The following is a 17,176-nucleotide window of genomic DNA, read 5'->3' as shown; positions in this document are numbered from 1 at the left end:
ATGCAAACCCGCGAAGACATCTTCAACATCCTGCGCGACGCCCTGGTAGAACTGTTCGAACTGGAACCGTCTCGCATCAGCCTGGACGCCAACCTGTACCAGGACCTGGAGATCGACAGCATCGACGCCGTCGACCTGATCGACCACATCAAGCGCCAGACCGGCAAGAAAATCACCGCCGACGACTTCAAGTCGGTACGCACCGTCAACGATGTGGTCGAAGCGGTGTTCCGCCTGGTCAACCCTCCGGCATGAAGCGCCTGATCGGCCTCGGCTTGCTGGCGGCCGGTGTGCTGTATCCCTTTGCAGTGCATTTCGGCATGACGCACTTCGCCCCGTGGCAGTTCGGCCTGCTGCTCGGTGCCTTGTGGCTGGCCCGCGCCCTGAGCGCGCCACACCGCCCCGGCAGCCTCGGGATGGCAGTGGCGGCCCTGGCCTTCTGTGCCCTGCTGGGCCTTTCCGACAGCCCGCATCTCTTGCGCTGGTATCCGGTGCTGATCAGCACATTCATGCTCGTCCTGTTCGGCGCCAGCCTGCTGCGCGGCCTGCCGGTCATCGAACGCCTGGCGCGCCTGCGCGACCCGCAGCTCCCCCCGCACGCGGTGCGCTACACGCGCCGTGTGACCCAGGTCTGGTGCCTGTTCTTCCTGGCCAATGGCCTGATCGCCACCGCCCTCGCCCTGTGGGGGCCGCTGAGCTGGTGGACCCTCTACAATGGCCTGGTCGCGTATGCCGCCATGGGCCTGCTGTTCGCCGTCGAATGGCTGATAAGACAACGCGTGCGAGGACGCCCATGAACTGGATCGACCTTGAGCACCTGCTGCGCCCGCTGGATGCGCCACGCCAGGTGACCCAGGCCCCGGCCCTGGACCATGCCGCCCTGTGCCAACAGGCCCTTTGCCTGGCCGGCGGCCTGCGCCAACGTGGTGTGCAGCGCCTGGCAGTGCATCTGGAGGATGCCGCACAGCTGGCTGTCGCCCTGCTCGGCGCCTGGCGTGCCGGGGTCGAGGTATTGTTGCCCGCCGACCTGCAACCGGGCACCCGCGAACGCTGGAACGCCCACGTCGATCTCTGGCTCAGCGACCAACCAGGTGACCTGGCCCCAGAGGCCCTGCAGGCCGCCCCATTGCCACCGGCGGACCTCGACCTGGATCAGTGCCGCATCAGCCTGTGCACCTCCGGCTCCAGTGGCGAACCCAAGCGCATCGACAAGCGACTGCGCCAACTGGCCAACGAGGTAACGGCCCTGGAACAGCTCTGGGGCGGGGCCCTGGGCGACGCCTGGATCATCGGTAGCGTCGCCACCCAGCACATCTATGGCCTGCTGTTTCGCGTGTTATGGCCGCTCTGTGCCGGGCGCGGTTTCGACAGGCGCCAACTGCCCTTCCCCGAAGACCTGCAGCGCGCCAGCCGCGAGCACCCGGCGTTCGCCTGGGTGGCCAGCCCCGCCCTGCTCAAGCGCATGGGTGACAACCTCGACTGGCCGGCCCTGAGCCTGGTACGCAAGGTCTTTTCCTCCGGTGGCGAATTGCCTGCCGATGCCGCCGAGCGCTTGCACCAGCGCCTGGGCCAATGGCCAACGGAAATTCTCGGCAGCTCCGAAACCGGCGGTATCGCCTGGCGGCAAGGTGAAGCCCTGTGGCAACCGTTCGCCGACATGCGCTTGAGCCAGGATGAACAGGGCGCCTTGCGCATCGCATCACCGTACCTGCCTGCTGGGCATGTCGAGCAGAGCGCCGACGCCGTCGAGTTCACCAGCGACGGCCGCTTTCGCCTGCTCGGTCGCCTGGATCGCATCGTCAAGCTGGAAGAAAAGCGCATCTCCCTGCCCATGCTCGAACAGGCGCTGTGCACTCACGCCTGGGTTGCCGAGGCGCGCCTGGGCATGATCGAGGAAGGTCGCGCCTACCTTGGGGCGCTCCTGGTGCTCTCTGCCAACGGCCTGCATACCCTGCGCAACCATGGTCGCCGCACCCTGGTGGAAGGCTTGCGCCAACACCTGGCCGCCCATTGCGAGGCCCTGGCGCTGCCACGCCGCTGGCGCCTGCTCCGGCAGTTGCCCCTCAATGCCCAGGGCAAACTCCCACAGGCTCAACTCCAGGCCCTTTTGCAGGCCCCTCGCAGCATGGCCGCAGAATGCCTGGAACAGCGCCAGGAAGGTGACACATGGCACCTGCGCCTTGCCGTACCCGTGGATTTGGCCTGCTTCACCGGGCACTTCCCGCAGGCACCGGTGCTACCGGGAGTGGTGCAGATCGACTGGGCTATCGCCCAGGCCCGCGAACTACTCGGCATCGATGGCCGCTTCGTCGGCATGGAGGTGCTCAAATTCCAGCAACTGGTCCGCCCTGGCGACGAGTTGGCACTGACCCTGCGCTTCGATACCGAGCGCGGCAAACTGTATTTCGCCTACAGCTGCGCCGGACAAGCCTGCGCCAGTGGCCGCATTCTGCTGGAGGCTTCCCGTGCATAGGGCCTGCGCTGTGATCCCGGTGTACAACCATGAGCAAGCAGTGCCGTCGGTGGTCGACAACCTGCTACGCGCCGGCCTGCCTTGCGTGCTGGTCGACGACGCCAGCCATGCGCCCTGTGCCCAGGTACTGCGGCAACTGGCCAAGCAAGACGATGTGCACCTGGTCAACCTGCCGGTCAACCAAGGCAAGGGCGGCGCCGTCATGGCCGGCCTGCGCGAAGCCGCACGCCTGGGCTTCAGCCATGCCTTGCAGGTGGACGCCGATGGGCAGCATGACCTGGCCGACGTCAGCCGCTTCCTGGAACAGTCGCAGGCTTATCCACAAGCGCTGGTGTGCGGTTATCCACAATACGATGCCAGCGTACCCAAGGGCCGCCTGTACGCCCGCTACCTCACCCACGTGTGGGTGTGGATCAACAGCCTGTCGCTGCGCATCCCCGACGCCATGTGTGGTTTGCGTATCTACCCATTGCCCGTGACACTGGCCTTGATCGACAGCGTCAACCTCGGCCGGCGCATGGACTTCGACCCGGAGATCCTGGTGCGCCTGTCATGGCGTAACCAGCCAATGCGCTGGCTGCCGACACGGGTCCACTACCCGCAGGACGGCCTGTCGCACTTTCGCCTGTTCCACGACAACGCGCTGATCTCGAAGATGCATGCCAAGCTGTTCTTCGGCATGCTCCTACGTGCGCCGCTGATCCTCTGGCGCAGGTATCGCGCATGAGCGGGCAACCACAGCACTGGGCCGAGCAGCAGGAGCGCGGCAGCTTCTGGTTGATGAAGCTGACCGCGACCTTGGTGCGCTTGCTTGGCCGCCGCATGCTCAGCCCGCTGATCCATGTGGTTGTCGCCTATTTCTTCCTGTTCGGCCGTCGCGCCCGGCGCAGCGCCTGGCAATACCAGCAGCGGCTCAACCAGTGGAGCGGCGGGCAGGTACCGGCTCCCAGCCAATGGCGGGTGTTCCGTCAATTCATGGCATTCGCCGAGGCCCTGCTGGACAAGCTCGACGTGTGGAACGGCAGGCTGCGCCTGGAAGACATCGAGATCGAGGACCCGGCCCAACTGCGCCAGCGACTGCATGGCGAACGCGGCCAACTGCTGGTGGGCGCACACCTGGGTAACCTCGAGGTGTGCCGCGCCCTGGCCGAGATCGGCGAACAGGTCACCATGAACGTACTGGTCCACACTCGCCATGCCGAGCGCTTCAACCGCCTGCTGGGCGAGGCCGGGGCCAGCAACCTGCGGCTGATCCAGGTCAGCGAGCTGGATCCGGCAGTGATGCTGCAGTTGTCCGAACGCCTGGAACGCGGCGAGTGGTTGGCCATCGCCGGTGACCGCATCCCGCTGCACGGCACGCGCACGGTCGAGGTGGACTTCCTCGGCCATCCGGCCGCCTTTCCGCAGGGCCCGTGGTTACTGGCCGGGCTGCTGGGCTGCCCGCTCAACTTGCTGTTCTGTCTCAAGCACGAGGGCCGCTACCGGGTCGTCCTCGAACCGTTCGTCGAGCGCCTGCACTGGCGGCGTGGCCAACGCGAGCAGGTGATCGCCGAATGGGCCGTGCGCTACGCCGATCGTCTCGGCCATTACTGCTGCCAGGCCCCCCTGCAATGGTTCAATTTCTACCCCTTCTGGAAGACCGATGACGATGCATCCGCATGAGCCTGTAACCTTCGGCGAGTCGCCGCTCGCGATCGAGGATGTCCTGGCCCTGGCCGAGCGCCGGGCCCCGGTGCGCCTGCAGGACGATCCTGCCTATCGCGAGCGCATCGACCGCGGCGCACGCTTTCTCGACACCTTGCTCGACAAGGAAGGGGTGATCTATGGCGTGACCACCGGCTATGGCGACTCTTGCGTGGTGGCCGTACCGCTGGAGCACGTGGAAGCGCTGCCCCGACACCTGTACACCTTCCATGGCTGTGGCCTGGGCAAGCTGCTCGGCCCCATCGCCACTCGCGCGGTGCTCGCCGCCCGCCTACGCTCGCTCAGTCATGGCGTGTCGGGCGTGCGCCTGGCATTGCTGGAGCGCCTGCGGGCGTTTCTCGAACACGACATCCTGCCGCTGATCCCGGAAGAGGGCTCGGTGGGCGCCAGCGGCGACCTGACCCCGCTGTCGTACGTCGCCGCCGCACTGTCCGGCGAACGCGAGGTGCTCTACCAGGGCGAGCGCCGTAGCAGCGCGGACGTACACCGTGAATTGGGCTGGCAACCGCTGGTGCTGCGGCCCAAGGAAGCCCTGGCACTGATGAACGGCACCGCGGTGATGACGGGCCTGGCCTGCCTGGCCTATGCCCGCGCCGACTACCTGCTGCACCTGGCCACGCGCATCACCGCACTCAACGTCATAGGTCTGCAGGGCAACCCCGAGCACTTCGACGAGCGCCTGTTCGCCGCCAAACCGCACCCTGGCCAGGCCCAGGTCGCCGCCTGGCTACGCCAGGATCTCGCCCTCGACGCCCCGCTGCCGCCGCTGCACCGCTTGCAAGACCGTTACTCGCTGCGCTGCGCTCCCCATGTACTAGGGGTGTTGGCCGATAGCCTGGGCTGGCTGCGAGGCTTCATCGAGACCGAGTTGAACAGCGCCAACGACAATCCGATCATCGATGGCGAAGCCGAGCGTGTGCTGCACGGCGGGCACTTCTATGGCGGCCATATCGCCTTCGCCATGGACAGCCTGAAGACCCTGGTCGCCAATGTCGCCGACCTGCTCGACCGCCAGCTCGCGCTGCTGGTAGACGTGCGCTACAACCACGGCCTGCCGAGCAACCTCTCCGGCGCCGAAGCCGACCGGGCGATGATCAACCACGGTTTCAAGGCCGTGCAGATCGGTGCCAGCGCCTGGACGGCCGAAGCCCTCAAGCAGACCATGCCGGCCAGCGTCTTCTCCCGCTCCACCGAATGCCACAACCAGGACAAGGTGAGCATGGGCACCATTGCCGCGCGCGACGCCCTGCGCGTATTGGAACTGACCGAGCAAGTCGCCGCCGCGACCCTGCTGGCAGCCAACCAAGGTGTCTGGCTGCGTGCCCGCCAAGCCGCTGCGCGGCCATTGCCGCCGGCCCTGGCACGCATGCATGAGGCCCTGCTGGAAGACTTCGCCCCGGTCATCGAAGACCGAGCCCTGGAAAGCGACCTGCGCCTGTGCCTCGAACGTATCGGCGAGCGCCACTGGAGGTTGCATGCGTAGCCCCGGCGTCTTCCATGTCGACAGCGAGATCGTCGTCCCCTTCTTCGACGTCGACAGCATGCATATCGTCTGGCACGGCCACTACGTCAAGTACCTGGAGATAGCCCGTTGCGCACTGCTCGACCGTCTCGAGCACAACTACCTGCAGATGCAGGCCAGCGGCTATGCCTGGCCGGTGATCGACCTGCAGCTGCGCTACATCCGTGGCGCCACCTTCGGCCAGCACCTGAAGGTGCGGGCCAGCCTGGTGGAGTGGGAAAACCGCTTGAAGATCCACTACCTGATCAGCGATGCCGCCACAGGCGAGCGCATGACCCGCGCCAGTACGGTGCAGGTCGCGGTGCATATCGACAGCGGGGAAATGCAACTGGCGTCACCGCAGGTCATGCTCGACGCGGTGCAGAAGGTATTGTCATGAAGCGCCTCGCGCACCTGCTCGCCACGCTCGCCCTACTGGCCGCCAGCGCCTTGGCCCAGGCCTTCGACTTGGACGATCTGCAGAAACACCTGGGCGACACGGCGGTGGTCAAGGGGCCATTCATCCAGGAAAAACACCTGCGTGCCCTGCCGCAACCGCTGCTGAGCGAAGGCCGCTTCGTCCTCGCCCGCGACCATGGCCTGCTGTGGCAGCTGCAAGCGCCCCTGCGCCAGGACTACCGTATCGACGCCAGCGGCATCGCCCGGCGTACCCCGGAGGGCTGGCAAGCCTTGCCCAGCCGCAGTGCCGCCGCCGAACAAAACCGCCTGTTCTTCGCCGTGCTGCAAGGCGACAGCAGCGGCCTGCAACGTGACTTCGAACTGAGCCTGTCGGGCGACGCGCAGCACTGGCAACTGCGCCTGACACCTCGTTCGCTACTGCTCAAGCAGGTCTTCAAGCATATCGACATCACCGGTGGGCGCTTCGTTGAGCGCATCGAACTGAACGAAACCCAAGGCGACAGGACCGTTCTGCGCATGCCCCAAAGCAGCGGCGCGGCCACCCTGGACGACCCGGAGCGCCGTGATTTTGCCGACTGAACGCCTGTTGCCCCGCCTGTTCCTGGCCTTGTTGCTGGTCATGCTCGCCGTCGTCGGCTGGCAATGGCACCGGGGGGCACCGCTGTCGGCCGATCTGATGACCCTGGTCCCCGGCGCGAGCCAAGACCCGCTGGTCAAGCGCGCCGAACAGCGCATGCAAGAGCCGCTGAACCGCGAATTGCTGGTGCTGGTCGGTCACCCCGACCGCCAGCAGGCGCTCGCCATGACCGAGCGTCTGGCTGGACAATGGCAGGCCAGCGGGCTGTTCGAAAAGGTGCAGTGGAGCCTGCAGACCGACCTCGCCGCCGTACGCGAACAACTGCTGCAAGGGCGCCTGGCCATGCTTTCGGCCACGGATCGCCAGCAACTGCGCAAGGATCCCGACGCATTCGTCGAGCAGCGTGTGCACAACCTGTTCGACCCCTTCGCCGGCTTCAGCCTGGTGTCCAGCCAAGACGACTGGCTGGGCCTGACCGGACGTATCCAGGCCAGCCAGCCCAAACCTGCCAACGTCGAGCTGGACACCGCCGGTGGCGCCCTGATCGCCAAGGCCGAGGGCAAGCATTGGGTACTGCTGCGCGCACGTACCTACGCCGATGCCTTCGACATGCACCTGCCCTTGCAGGTGGCCGACCTGCTCGCCAGCAGCCGCACCCAGGCCGACCAGCAGGGCGCCCATCTCCTGGCAGCCAGCGGCCTGCTGCATGCCGCCGCTGGCCAACGACAGGCCAGCCGCGAGATCACCTGGGTCGGTGGTGGCGCCACCCTCGGCATCCTGCTGCTGTTGCTGCTGGCGTTCAAGCGCTGGCGAGTGTTGCTGGCGTTTGTCCCGGTCCTGGTGGGCATGCTGTTCGGCTCGGTGGTCTGCGTGATGCTGTTCGGCCAGATGCACGTCATGACCCTGGTGCTGGGCTCCAGCCTGATCGGCGTGGCGGTGGATTATCCCCTGCACTACTTGTCCAAGAGCTGGAGCCTGACGCCTTGGCGCAGTTGGCCAGCCGTACGCCTGACCCTGCCGGGCATGAGCCTGAGCCTGGCGACCAGTTGCATCGGCTACCTGGCCTTGGCTTTCACGCCCTTCCCGGCACTGACCCAGATCGCCGCCTTCTCCGCCGCAGGCCTGGTCGGCGCCTACCTGAGCGCGGTGTGCCTGCTGCCTGCCCTGCTGGGGAAGGTCGAGCTGCAGCCGGCGCAGTGGCCACTGCGCATCGCCGAAACGCTCACCGATTGGCGCGAACGCCTGCTGCGCAGGGTGCCAAGCAGTGCGCTGCTGGTCCTGCTAGCCCTGTTCTGTGCCACCGGCCTGTGGCACCTGAACAGCCGCAACGATATCCGTCAATGGGTCGGCAGCCCACCCCAGTTGCTCGAAGAAGCCCAGGCAGTGGCACGCATCACAGGCTACCAGCCGACCAGCCAGTTCTATCTGGTGCGCGGCGCCGACCAGCAAGCGTTGCTCGATCGTTTGGAGGCGCTGTCCAGCAAGCTCGACGAATGGGTGGCGCAGGGCGAGCTCAAGGGCTACATGAGCCTCAGCCAGATCATCGCCAGCCCCGCTGAACAAGCGCAGGCACGTCAGGCCCTGGGAGCCCTCGGCGCGCACTGGCAACCGCTCGTGGCCCTGGGCGTGCCAGAAGCGGCCCTGGTCGCCGAGCAAGCACAATTGTTGCAGCTACCCGTGCAGACCATCGACCAAGTGCTCGCCGGCCCCCTGGGCGAAGCCTGGCGGCCGTTGTGGCTGGGCCAGGACGGTACGGGCGTGGCCGCCATCGTCAGCTTGCAGGGCCTGGGCGATGCCGCCCTGCTGCGCCTGCACACCGCTGAACTGGCCGGGGTGCAACTGATAGACCGGCTGGGTGAGCTGAACCAGGTATTCGCGGCCACCCAGGTCAGCGCCGCCGAACTCAAGCTGCTGTCCTGCGCCCTGATCCTGGTGCTACTGGCCCTGCCCTTCGGCCTTCGCGGCGCCCTGCGCATCGTGGCCCTGCCACTTCTGGCAGCCCTGTGCAGCCTGGCCAGCCTCGGCTGGCTCGGTCAGCCACTGACCCTGTTCAGCCTGTTCGGCCTGCTGCTGGTAACGGCGATCAGCGTCGACTACGCGATCCTGATGCATGAGCGCATCGGCGGCGGTGCCGTGAGTCTGCTGGGTATCCTGCTGGCGGCACTCACCACCTGGCTGTCGTTCGGCCTGCTGGCCTTGTCGAGCACGCCAGCAGTGAGCAACTTCGGCCTGGCGGTAAGCCTGGGCCTGGTCTTCAGCTTCCTGCTGGCCCCCTGGGCTGCCCCTCGCGATGGAGCGCACACCTCGCCATGACCCGCCTTCTGTCATGGGCACCGGCCCTGGCGATGCATGCGCCGGCCAGCACGCTCGGCACGCGTCTCGGGTTGCCCTCAATCGCCAGCCAACGACCACCGATCACCCTGCTGCCTGCAATGGCCAGCCTGACAACTGCTCCACCGGCAAGGAGGCCTCATGCCGAACCCTGAACTGCAACATCACCCCGTGGTGGTGATTGGCGCCGGCCCATCCGGTGCTATCGCCGCCACCCTGCTCAAACGTCGGGGGCACGACGTGCTGGTCCTCGAGCGCCAGCGGTTTCCGCGCTTCTCGATCGGCGAAAGCCTGTTGTCGCACTGCATCGACTTCGTCGAGGAGGCCGGCATGCTCGATGCCCTCCAGGCGGCAGGTTTCCAACTGAAAAACGGCGCTGCCTTCGCCTGGGGTGAGGCGTACACCGACTTCGACTTTGGCCAGACCTTCAGCAAAGGCCGGCCGACCACCTTCCAGGTGCAGCGGGCACGCTTCGACCAACTGCTGGCCGACCAGGCCGAAGCGCAAGGCGTGGAAATCCGCTACGAGCATGAAATCGTCAGCGCCGATATGGATGGGGAACGACCGTACCTGCAGGTACGCCGTGCCGACGGCAGCGAGTACCCCGTGCATGCCAGCTTCGTGCTCGACGCGAGCGGCTATGGCCGTGTGCTGCCACGGCTGCTCGACCTGGAGGCGCCGTCGAACTTCCCAGTGCGCCAGGCCGTGTTCACCCATATCGAGGACCGCATCGACCACCCAGGCTTCGACCGCGACAAGATCCTCATCACCACCCACCCCGAACACCGCGACATCTGGTTCTGGACCATCCCGTTCAGCGATGGCCGCACCTCGCTAGGGGTCGTTGCCGCTGCCGAGCGCTTCGCCGACGCGCCCGGCGACCTGGACGCCTGCCTCAAGCACTTCGTGGCCCAGGCCCCCAGCCTGTCCAAGGTGCTGGCCAACGCCGTCTGGGACACCCCGGCGCGCGCCATCGGCGGCTACTCGGCCAACGTCAAGGCCCTGCACGGCAAGGGCTTCGCGCTGCTGGGCAATGCCGCCGAGTTCCTCGACCCGGTGTTTTCCTCGGGCGTGACCATTGCCATGCGTTCGGCCAGCATGGCCGCCGGCCTACTGCACCGCCAGCTGCAAGGCGAGGCGGTGGACTGGCAGCGGGACTTCGCCGAACCGCTCAAGCGTGGCATCGATACCTTCCGCGCCTATGTCGAAGGCTGGTACGACGGCAGCTTCCAGGACGTGATCCACCACCCCGGCAGCTCACCTGAGATCCGCGCCATGATCAGTTCGATCCTCGCCGGCTATGCCTGGGACCTGCGCAATCCGTTCGTCGTCGAGCCCAGGCGCCGCCTGCAGACCTTGGCCGAACTGTGCGCGAGGGCGCCGGCATGAGCCAGCAACCGTTCCTCAGCGACACCTACGTCGAAGAGACCCGCTTCGGCTTCTGGTTCCTGCGCAGCCACACCTGGCAGCATCATGTGCTGCGAGTGGCCATCAACGACCTGCGCCGCCTGTTCGACGACGAGCCGCCGCAGGCACCGGTACTGCTCGACGCCGGCTGTGGCCAGGGCAAATCGTTCAAGCACCTGCAGCAGGTGTTCGCGCCGTCGCGGCTGCTCGGCACCGATGCCGACCCGCACAGCCTCGAGCTCAGCGCGGCGGAGGCAGAACGCCTGGGACTCGACGTGGAACTGCGTGGCAGCGACTGCGCTCGATTGCAGTTCGCCGATGCCAGCATCGACATCCTGTTCTGCCACCAGACCTTCCACCACCTGGTGGAACAGGAACAAGCCCTGGCCGAGTTCTACCGGGTGCTCAAGCCCGGCGGTTACCTGCTATTCGCCGAATCTACCGAGGCGTACATCGACACCTGGGTGATTCGCTGGTTGTTCCGTCACCCCATGCACGTGCAGAAGAGCGCCGAGCAATACCTGCGGATGCTGCGCGATCAAGGGTTCGAATTCGCCTCGCACAACATCTCGTACCCCTACCTGTGGTGGAGCCGGGCCAAAGACTTCGGCCTGCTCGAACGCCTCGGCCTGCGCAAGCCGCCGCCCGTTGGCCAACGAGAAGAGACCCTGGTCAACGTAGTGGCACGCAAGCCCCTGGAGCATCCGTGAAGTACCTGCTGGCAATCATCCTGTGCCTGCTGCTCGGCGCCTGTGCCGCACGCCCGCCGCTGCCTACGCAGCTACCGCAGCTGGATCTGCCGCGGCAATTGCACGTCGAGCGCGAGCAGGCCGGGCAGCGCCAGGACTGGCTGCTGGTGATCCAGCGCGAGGAAGGCCGATTGCGCTGGTCGCTGCTCGACCTGCTAGGCATCCCCCTCGCCCGCCAACTGCTCGAAGGTGAACACTGGCAGGCCGACGGCCTGTTGCCACCCAACCCGCAAGCCCGCGAACTGTTCGCTGCCGTGCTGTTCGCCCTGACACCGTCCGGGCAATTGCCACAGCTCTATCCGCAAGCACATCAGCAGGGCGAGTTGCGCTGGTTGGGCGACCGTTGGCAGGTCACCTATCGGGCGGCCGACACCTTCGACTTGAACCTCGGCCAAGGCCTGCGCTATCTAATCAGCCCACTGCCCAGCGAGAATACGCCATGACCGCCTACCTCAATGCCTTGGGCCTGGTCTGTGCCCTAGGCCGTGGCCAAGCCGAAGTCGCCGCCCATCTGTTCGCGGGAGATTGCTCCGGCATGCAGCCCCAAGAGGGCTGGATCGCCGAGCGCAGCCCACCGGTCGGCGCGGTGACAGGCGAGCTCCCGGCAGTCCCCCTGCCAGGGCAGCACAGCCGCAACAACCAACTGCTGTACAGCGCCGCCCTGCAGATCGAGCCGGCCATCCGCCAGGCCATCGACCGCCATGGCGCCGGTCGGGTTGCGGTGATTCTGGGCACCAGCACCTCGGGCATCGCCGAGGCCAGCGATGGCATTGCCGAGTACCTCAAGACCCAGCACTTTCCCGAGCGCTACCGCTACGACCAACAGGAACTCAGCGCCCCCGCGAACTTCCTTGCCGACTGGCTACAACTAAGCGGCCCGGCCTACGTGATTTCCACAGCCTGCACGTCCAGTGGGCGTGCCCTGTCGAGTGCGCGCCGGCTGCTCGACCTGGGCCTTTGCGACGCGGTTCTGTGCGGCGGTGTCGACAGCCTCTGCGGCCTGACCCTCAACGGCTTCAGCGCCTTGGAAGCGCTCAGCGACCATCGCTGCAATCCGTTCTCGGTGAACCGCAACGGCATCAACATCGGTGAAGGCGCGGCGCTGTTCCTGATGACTCGCGAACGTAACCCCGCAGGCCCGTCCATCGCCCTGCTCGGCACGGGTGCCGGCTCCGATGCACATCACATCTCGGCGCCGGACCCAACCGGCAAAGGTGCCTTGCAGACCATGCGCAAAGCCTTGGACAATGCTGGCCTCGTGCCAGGGCAAATCGACTACCTGAACCTGCATGGCACCGCCACCCCCCATAACGACGCCATGGAAAGCCTGGCAGTGCATGAGCTGTTCGGTTCCGCACTGCCGTGTTCCTCGAGCAAGCCCATGACAGGCCACACCCTTGGCGCCGCGGGCGCACTGGAGGCGGCATTCTGTTGGTTGAGCCTGAGCGAGCACAACCCGATGGGCCTGCTGGCGCCGCATGTCTGGGATGGCCAGGCCGATCCGCAATTGCCGGCCCTGTCGCTGACCAGGGCAGGCCAGTGCCTGAGCACGCGAAGCCCACGTCGATTGATGAGCAATTCGTTCGCCTTCGGCGGCAACAACGTCAGCCTGATTCTCGGAGACGTCCCATGATCCCCTGGCCATTGGCCGAGCTGCTGCCTCACGCCGGCGACATGATCTTGATCGACCAGGTCGACAACTGCGATGAAGAGCAGATACACACCCGCGCCACCGTTCGCCCCGGCGGCCTGTTCAACCGTGCCGACGGCAGCCTGCCAGCCTGGCTCGGCATCGAGTTGATGGCACAGAGCGTTGCCGCCTATGCCGGTTGCCGTGCACGCCGCCAAGGCCAGCCAGTGGCGCTGGGTTTCCTGCTCGGTACCCGCAAGTACGAATGTGACGTCGAGCACTTCCCGGCAGGCACCGAGCTGCACATCCACGCCTTGCGCTCACTGGAAGACGAGAACGGCATGGGTGTGTTCGAATGCCACCTGCGCGCCCCCGGCATCTACGCCACGGCCCGCCTGAATGTCTATCGTCCGCCGCAAGCGGCCAGTTACCTGGCTGAAGCAGGCCCAGAGGAGTCACCCCATGACTGATACCATCCTGGTCACCGGTTCGAGCCGGGGCATCGGCCGAGCCATCGCCCTGCGCCTGGCCCGCGCAGGCTTCGACCTGGTTCTGCACTGCCGCAGCGGTCGTACCGAGGCAGAGGCCGTCGCCAGCGAAGTCCGGGGGCTGGGCCAACAGGCGCGGGTGTTGCAGTTCGACGTCGCCGACCGCGCCGCCTGCCGGGCCATCCTGGAAAGCGACGTGGACACCCACGGCGCTTACTACGGGGTGGTATGCAACGCCGGGCTGACCCGTGACGGCGCCTTCCCCGCGCTGACCGACGAGGACTGGGACCAGGTCATGCGCACCAACCTGGATGGTTTCTACAACGTCCTGCAGCCGCTGACGATGCCGATGATCCGCCGCCGAGCACCGGGCCGTATCGTTTGCATCACCTCGGTCTCGGGGCTGATCGGCAACCGCGGCCAGGTCAACTACAGCGCCTCCAAGGCCGGCCTGATCGGCGCCGCCAAGGCCCTGGCGATAGAGTTGGGCAAACGCCGCATCACCGTCAATTGCGTCGCTCCCGGGCTGATAGACACGGCGATGCTCGACGAACACGTACCGGTCGAAGAACTGCTGAAGATGATCCCGGCCGGGCGCATGGGTACGCCAGAAGAAGTAGCAAGTGCGGTGAACTTCCTGATGTCGCCGGAGGCGGCCTACATCACCCGCCAGGTATTGGCGGTCAACGGGGGGTTGTGCTGATGCGCCGCGTCGTGGTCACCGGCATGGCCGGCCTTACCGCCCTGGGCAACGACTGGGCAACCATCGCCGGGCATTTCGCCAACCAGCGCAGCGGTATCCGGCGCATGGACGAGTGGGATCGCTTCGAGGAGCTCAACACTCGCCTGGCCGGGCCCATCGATGATTTCAACGTGCCTGGCCACTGGACCCGCAAGCAATTGCGTAGCATGGGCCGCGTCTCGCGCCTGGCGGTGGCTGCCGCCGAGCGCGCCCTGGCCGATGCCGGCCTGCTCGACGACCCGAGCATCCGCGACGGGCGCATGGGGGTGGCCTGTGGTTCTTCGACCGGCAGCACCGACGAAATCAAGGCCTTCGGCAACATGCTGCTGAACTCGGTGGCCGACGGGCTCAACGCCAACTCCTATGTGCGCATGATGCCGCACACCACTGCGGCCAACATCAGCATCTTCTTTGGCCTGACCGGGCGCCTGATCCCGACCTCCAGCGCCTGCACCAGCGGCAGCCAGGGTATCGGCTATGCCTACGAAGCGATCAAGTACGGTCGCTTGCCGATGATGCTCGCGGGCGGAGCCGAGGAGCTGTGCCCCACCGAGGCCATGGTCTTCGACGCCTTGTATGCCACCAGCCTGAAGAACGACACCCCGCACCTGAGCCCCCGCCCCTATGACAGTGGCCGCGACGGCCTGGTGATCGGCGAGGGCGGCGGCATGCTGGTGCTCGAAGAGCTCGAACACGCCTTGGCCCGCGGGGCACGCATCCACGCCGAAATCGTCGGCTTCGGCAGCAATGCCGACGGTCAGCACACTACCCGTCCGGAACAAGCCACCATGCGCCGGGCCATGGAGCTGGCGTTGGAGGACGCAGGCCTTGCCCCCGAGTCCATCGGCTACGTCAACGGCCATGGCACCGCTACCGAACAAGGTGACATCGCCGAGACCCTGGCCACCAGCAGCCTGTTCGGCCCGCGCATGCCGATCAGTTCGCAGAAGAGCTTCCTCGGCCACACCTTGGGGGCCTGCGGCGCGCTGGAATCGTGGTTCAGCATCGAGATGATGAACAGCGACCGCTACGTGCACACCCTCAACCTCGATCACATCGACCCACGCTGCGGCGAGCTGGACTACCTGCAAGGAGAGTTCCGCGCCATGAGCCGCGAGTACGTCATGAACAACAACTTCGCCTTCGGCGGGGTCAACACCTCGTTGATCTTCCGCCGCTGGCCTTGAAATACCACCCTACTGGAGAGCAAGGAATGTCTTCACTGATCCGCGCCGCGGCCCTGGGCCTGGCGTTGACCGCGCTGACCGGCTGCACCTCGAAGCCTGTGATGAACCCGGCGGAACAACTGGCCGCCAATCACGGCTACAGCCAGGCACAGGTGCAGCTGGCGATCCTCAAGGCCATCGCCGATCGAGGCTGGACCGCACGCAACGTCGGCCCCAACCTGATCCAGGCCGACATCACCGTACGCAACACCTTCTTCGCCGCGGTGGATATCCACTACAGCACCAGCCAGTTCCGCATCGCGTACCGCGACAGCCGCGAGCTGGGCTACAAGAACGGCAAGATCCACCGCAACTACAACCGCTGGGTCTACAACCTCGACCGCAGCATCCTGCGCGAGCTGAACCTTCTGGCCACCCAGAACATCCTGCAACAGCAGGGCACTGCAACCCTCCACAACTGATCGAGGAACGATCCCATGCGTCTGAAGACCTGGACCGCCACCACCGCCCTGTTGCTCTGTGCCCTGCCCGGCCTCAGCCAGGCCCGTGACACGGCGCTATACCTGCCGTTCGAGAAGGTCGTGCAGCAAATGCTGGCCGAGAAGAAGCTCGATGGTTCGGTGAAGTTCTACCTGGCCGGCGTGCAGCCACGTGGAAAGGTCAAGGTGATCAGCCCCAATGCAGTCACCAACAAAAAGACCAACGCGTTCAACAAGAGCGACGAGGCGGCCTGTGAGTGGGCATTGCAGTCAGCGCTGCTGACCTTGCAGGACGCCGCGCGCAAGGCCAATGCCAACGCCGTGACCAATATCGCCAGCTACTACAAGAAGAACGAGCGCAAGGACCCTGCGACCTATGAGTGCCATGCCGGTGCCGTGATCGCTGGCGTTGCCCTCAAGGGCGACCTGGCTCGCGTCGACTGACCCAGACCCGCGTCGATCACCGGCACGCTGGCTACTGAAAGCCTGTGCCGGTGAGCAATTCGGCAAAGGCCTTGGCCATCGCTGAGCCCGCGCCACTGCGCTGCACCAGCCACACCGCCGTCGTTGCCTCCTCGTCCAGCAGCAGCCGATACACCACCCCTTCGATGCGCATACGCTGGAACGACGCCGGCAACACCGACACCCCCAGCCCCGCCGATACCAGGCCGATGATGGTCATCGCCTCGCCCGCCTCCTGGGCGAAATGCGGGCTGAAGCCGGCCTGCCGCGCCAGGCTCAGCAACTGCGCATGCAGCCCGCTGCCATAGCTGCGCGGGAAAAACACGAACGGTTCAGGCGCCAAGTCGGCCATGTACACCCCCTGCTCGCGGCTCACAGCCAGCGGATGCGAGGCGTTGAGCACCGCCACCAGCGGCTCGCGAAACAGCTCGGTGGCCACCAAGCCATCTGGCAAGGGCATGGGGCGCATCAGCCCGACCTCGATGGACTCGTCGAATACCGCATCCGCCACGTCGCGGCTGCTCATTTCCTTGAGGTTCAGGTGCACCGCCGCAAAGCGCTGGCGGAAGGCATGGATGGCCTTGGGGATCTTCGAGGTGAAGGGCGCCGAGGAGGTGAAGCCGATCTTCATCTCGCCCAGCTCACCCAGTTGCGCGCGCCGTGCCACGTCGGCGGCCCTTTCCACCTGGGCCAGGACCTGGCGGGCCTCCTCGAGGAACAGCCGCCCCGCTTCGCTCAGCTCGACCCGACGGTTGGTACGCTCGAACAACCGCGCGCCCAGCTCCTGCTCCAACGCCAGGATCTGCTGGCTCAGCGGCGGCTGCGAGATGCCCAGTTGCTGGGCGGCCCGGCCGAAATGCAGCTCCTCGGCCACGGCGATGAAATAGCGTAGATGGCGCAGCTCCATGATCGGCTCCAGACAAGTCGCCAAACGTCTTAAATAGGTCGAATAATATATTGGATCTAATCATTAGCCAGCTATATGCTTTTTCCATCGCAATACCGGCCTGCGCGCCCGAGGTACCC

The 17,176-nt window shown here is 66.0% G+C and carries 19 protein-coding genes; 18 read left to right on the top strand and 1 reads right to left on the bottom strand.

What is annotated here, in order from left to right; genetic code table 11:
• The 18 genes from NJF35_RS10115 to NJF35_RS10030 all read left to right on the top strand — a co-directional run bounded on the left by NJF35_RS10115 (window position 1) and on the right by NJF35_RS10030 (window position 16,132).
• Window positions 1-255: an acyl carrier protein gene (locus NJF35_RS10115; RefSeq protein ID WP_225787508.1), complete on the top strand. Its 255-nt coding sequence runs from the start codon at window positions 1-3 to the stop codon at window positions 253-255.
• Complete coding sequence (locus NJF35_RS10110) at window positions 252-797, top strand: hypothetical protein (RefSeq protein ID WP_225787509.1); 546 nt, start codon at window positions 252-254, stop codon at window positions 795-797. The genes NJF35_RS10115 and NJF35_RS10110 overlap by 4 nt, the downstream gene beginning before the upstream one ends.
• The gene (locus tag NJF35_RS10105; protein WP_253079866.1) at window positions 794-2,473 is read left to right on the top strand and encodes an AMP-binding protein; all 1,680 of its coding nucleotides are present in this window, start codon (window positions 794-796) and stop codon (window positions 2,471-2,473) included. Before NJF35_RS10110 ends, NJF35_RS10105 begins: the two co-directional genes overlap by 4 nt.
• Entirely contained in the window at window positions 2,466-3,200 is a 735-nt protein-coding gene (locus tag NJF35_RS10100) for a glycosyltransferase family 2 protein (protein WP_225787511.1), read from the top strand. Before NJF35_RS10105 ends, NJF35_RS10100 begins: the two co-directional genes overlap by 8 nt.
• Entirely contained in the window at window positions 3,197-4,135 is a 939-nt protein-coding gene (locus NJF35_RS10095; protein ID WP_225787512.1) for a glycosyl transferase, read from the top strand. The genes NJF35_RS10100 and NJF35_RS10095 overlap by 4 nt, the downstream gene beginning before the upstream one ends.
• Window positions 4,116-5,660 carry a histidine ammonia-lyase gene (gene hutH / locus NJF35_RS10090; protein WP_225787513.1) on the top strand — a complete coding sequence of 515 codons (1,545 nt, stop codon included), beginning with the start codon at window positions 4,116-4,118 and terminating at the stop codon, window positions 5,658-5,660. Before NJF35_RS10095 ends, hutH begins: the two co-directional genes overlap by 20 nt.
• Entirely contained in the window at window positions 5,653-6,078 is a 426-nt protein-coding gene (locus tag NJF35_RS10085; protein ID WP_225787514.1) for an acyl-CoA thioesterase, read from the top strand. Before hutH ends, NJF35_RS10085 begins: the two co-directional genes overlap by 8 nt.
• Complete coding sequence (locus NJF35_RS10080) at window positions 6,075-6,677, top strand: outer membrane lipoprotein carrier protein LolA (RefSeq protein WP_253090990.1); 603 nt, start codon at window positions 6,075-6,077, stop codon at window positions 6,675-6,677. The genes NJF35_RS10085 and NJF35_RS10080 overlap by 4 nt, the downstream gene beginning before the upstream one ends.
• Window positions 6,667-8,988 (top strand): MMPL family transporter, encoded by a 2,322-nt coding sequence (locus NJF35_RS10075; RefSeq protein WP_253090994.1) that lies wholly within the window; start codon window positions 6,667-6,669, stop codon window positions 8,986-8,988. Before NJF35_RS10080 ends, NJF35_RS10075 begins: the two co-directional genes overlap by 11 nt.
• 159 nt (window positions 8,989-9,147) lie before the next feature.
• Window positions 9,148-10,395: an NAD(P)/FAD-dependent oxidoreductase gene (locus NJF35_RS10070; RefSeq protein WP_253090989.1), complete on the top strand. Its 1,248-nt coding sequence runs from the start codon at window positions 9,148-9,150 to the stop codon at window positions 10,393-10,395.
• Window positions 10,392-11,123 (top strand): class I SAM-dependent methyltransferase, encoded by a 732-nt coding sequence (locus NJF35_RS10065; RefSeq protein WP_253090988.1) that lies wholly within the window; start codon window positions 10,392-10,394, stop codon window positions 11,121-11,123. Before NJF35_RS10070 ends, NJF35_RS10065 begins: the two co-directional genes overlap by 4 nt.
• Complete coding sequence (locus tag NJF35_RS10060) at window positions 11,120-11,605, top strand: hypothetical protein (RefSeq protein WP_253090987.1); 486 nt, start codon at window positions 11,120-11,122, stop codon at window positions 11,603-11,605. Before NJF35_RS10065 ends, NJF35_RS10060 begins: the two co-directional genes overlap by 4 nt.
• Window positions 11,602-12,795, top strand: a complete 1,194-nt coding sequence (locus tag NJF35_RS10055) for a beta-ketoacyl-[acyl-carrier-protein] synthase family protein (protein ID WP_225787519.1) — start codon at window positions 11,602-11,604, stop codon at window positions 12,793-12,795. Before NJF35_RS10060 ends, NJF35_RS10055 begins: the two co-directional genes overlap by 4 nt.
• Entirely contained in the window at window positions 12,792-13,262 is a 471-nt protein-coding gene (locus NJF35_RS10050) for a hotdog family protein (RefSeq protein ID WP_225787520.1), read from the top strand. The genes NJF35_RS10055 and NJF35_RS10050 overlap by 4 nt, the downstream gene beginning before the upstream one ends.
• Entirely contained in the window at window positions 13,255-13,983 is a 729-nt protein-coding gene (gene fabG, locus NJF35_RS10045; RefSeq protein WP_225787521.1) for a 3-oxoacyl-ACP reductase FabG, read from the top strand. The genes NJF35_RS10050 and fabG overlap by 8 nt, the downstream gene beginning before the upstream one ends.
• The gene (locus tag NJF35_RS10040) at window positions 13,983-15,209 is read left to right on the top strand and encodes a beta-ketoacyl-ACP synthase (protein WP_225787522.1); all 1,227 of its coding nucleotides are present in this window, start codon (window positions 13,983-13,985) and stop codon (window positions 15,207-15,209) included. The genes fabG and NJF35_RS10040 overlap by 1 nt, the downstream gene beginning before the upstream one ends.
• Before the next feature lie 26 nt (window positions 15,210-15,235).
• On the top strand, window positions 15,236-15,670 hold the full coding sequence (locus NJF35_RS10035) for a hypothetical protein (RefSeq protein ID WP_225787523.1): 435 nt from the start codon (window positions 15,236-15,238) through the stop codon (window positions 15,668-15,670).
• 15 nt (window positions 15,671-15,685) lie between these two features.
• A complete protein-coding gene (locus tag NJF35_RS10030; protein ID WP_253079865.1) occupies window positions 15,686-16,132 on the top strand; it encodes an excinuclease in 447 nt (148 codons plus the stop codon).
• A 31-nt stretch (window positions 16,133-16,163) separates the two neighbouring features.
• Here the strand turns inward: NJF35_RS10030 and NJF35_RS10025 are convergent, their stop codons facing one another.
• A complete protein-coding gene (locus NJF35_RS10025; RefSeq protein WP_225787525.1) occupies window positions 16,164-17,057 on the bottom strand; it encodes a LysR family transcriptional regulator in 894 nt (297 codons plus the stop codon).
• Window positions 17,058-17,176: the final 119 nt, after the last annotated feature.

It is taken from the genome of Pseudomonas guariconensis (assembly GCF_024127895.1).
Lineage (GTDB): Bacteria > Pseudomonadota > Gammaproteobacteria > Pseudomonadales > Pseudomonadaceae > Aquipseudomonas > Aquipseudomonas guariconensis_B.
This window is presented reverse-complemented; position numbering and strand designations above follow the sequence as displayed.

What these genes read in the sequence shown, in the direction of transcription:
- NJF35_RS10070 (WP_253090989.1), top strand. Translation starts at nt 9,148, where the DNA reads ATGCCGAACCCTGAACTGCAACATCACCCCGTGGTGGTGATTGGCGCC.
- NJF35_RS10025 (WP_225787525.1), bottom strand. Translation starts at nt 17,057, where the DNA reads ATGGAGCTGCGCCATCTACGCTATTTCATCGCCGTGGCCGAGGAGCTG.
- NJF35_RS10115 (WP_225787508.1), top strand. Translation starts at nt 1, where the DNA reads ATGCAAACCCGCGAAGACATCTTCAACATCCTGCGCGACGCCCTGGTA.
- hutH (WP_225787513.1), top strand. Translation starts at nt 4,116, where the DNA reads ATGACGATGCATCCGCATGAGCCTGTAACCTTCGGCGAGTCGCCGCTC.
- NJF35_RS10030 (WP_253079865.1), top strand. Translation starts at nt 15,686, where the DNA reads ATGCGTCTGAAGACCTGGACCGCCACCACCGCCCTGTTGCTCTGTGCC.
- NJF35_RS10065 (WP_253090988.1), top strand. Translation starts at nt 10,392, where the DNA reads ATGAGCCAGCAACCGTTCCTCAGCGACACCTACGTCGAAGAGACCCGC.
- NJF35_RS10050 (WP_225787520.1), top strand. Translation starts at nt 12,792, where the DNA reads ATGATCCCCTGGCCATTGGCCGAGCTGCTGCCTCACGCCGGCGACATG.
- NJF35_RS10110 (WP_225787509.1), top strand. Translation starts at nt 252, where the DNA reads ATGAAGCGCCTGATCGGCCTCGGCTTGCTGGCGGCCGGTGTGCTGTAT.
- NJF35_RS10040 (WP_225787522.1), top strand. Translation starts at nt 13,983, where the DNA reads ATGCGCCGCGTCGTGGTCACCGGCATGGCCGGCCTTACCGCCCTGGGC.
- NJF35_RS10085 (WP_225787514.1), top strand. Translation starts at nt 5,653, where the DNA reads ATGCGTAGCCCCGGCGTCTTCCATGTCGACAGCGAGATCGTCGTCCCC.
- NJF35_RS10080 (WP_253090990.1), top strand. Translation starts at nt 6,075, where the DNA reads ATGAAGCGCCTCGCGCACCTGCTCGCCACGCTCGCCCTACTGGCCGCC.
- NJF35_RS10095 (WP_225787512.1), top strand. Translation starts at nt 3,197, where the DNA reads ATGAGCGGGCAACCACAGCACTGGGCCGAGCAGCAGGAGCGCGGCAGC.
- NJF35_RS10035 (WP_225787523.1), top strand. Translation starts at nt 15,236, where the DNA reads ATGTCTTCACTGATCCGCGCCGCGGCCCTGGGCCTGGCGTTGACCGCG.
- fabG (WP_225787521.1), top strand. Translation starts at nt 13,255, where the DNA reads ATGACTGATACCATCCTGGTCACCGGTTCGAGCCGGGGCATCGGCCGA.
- NJF35_RS10105 (WP_253079866.1), top strand. Translation starts at nt 794, where the DNA reads ATGAACTGGATCGACCTTGAGCACCTGCTGCGCCCGCTGGATGCGCCA.
- NJF35_RS10055 (WP_225787519.1), top strand. Translation starts at nt 11,602, where the DNA reads ATGACCGCCTACCTCAATGCCTTGGGCCTGGTCTGTGCCCTAGGCCGT.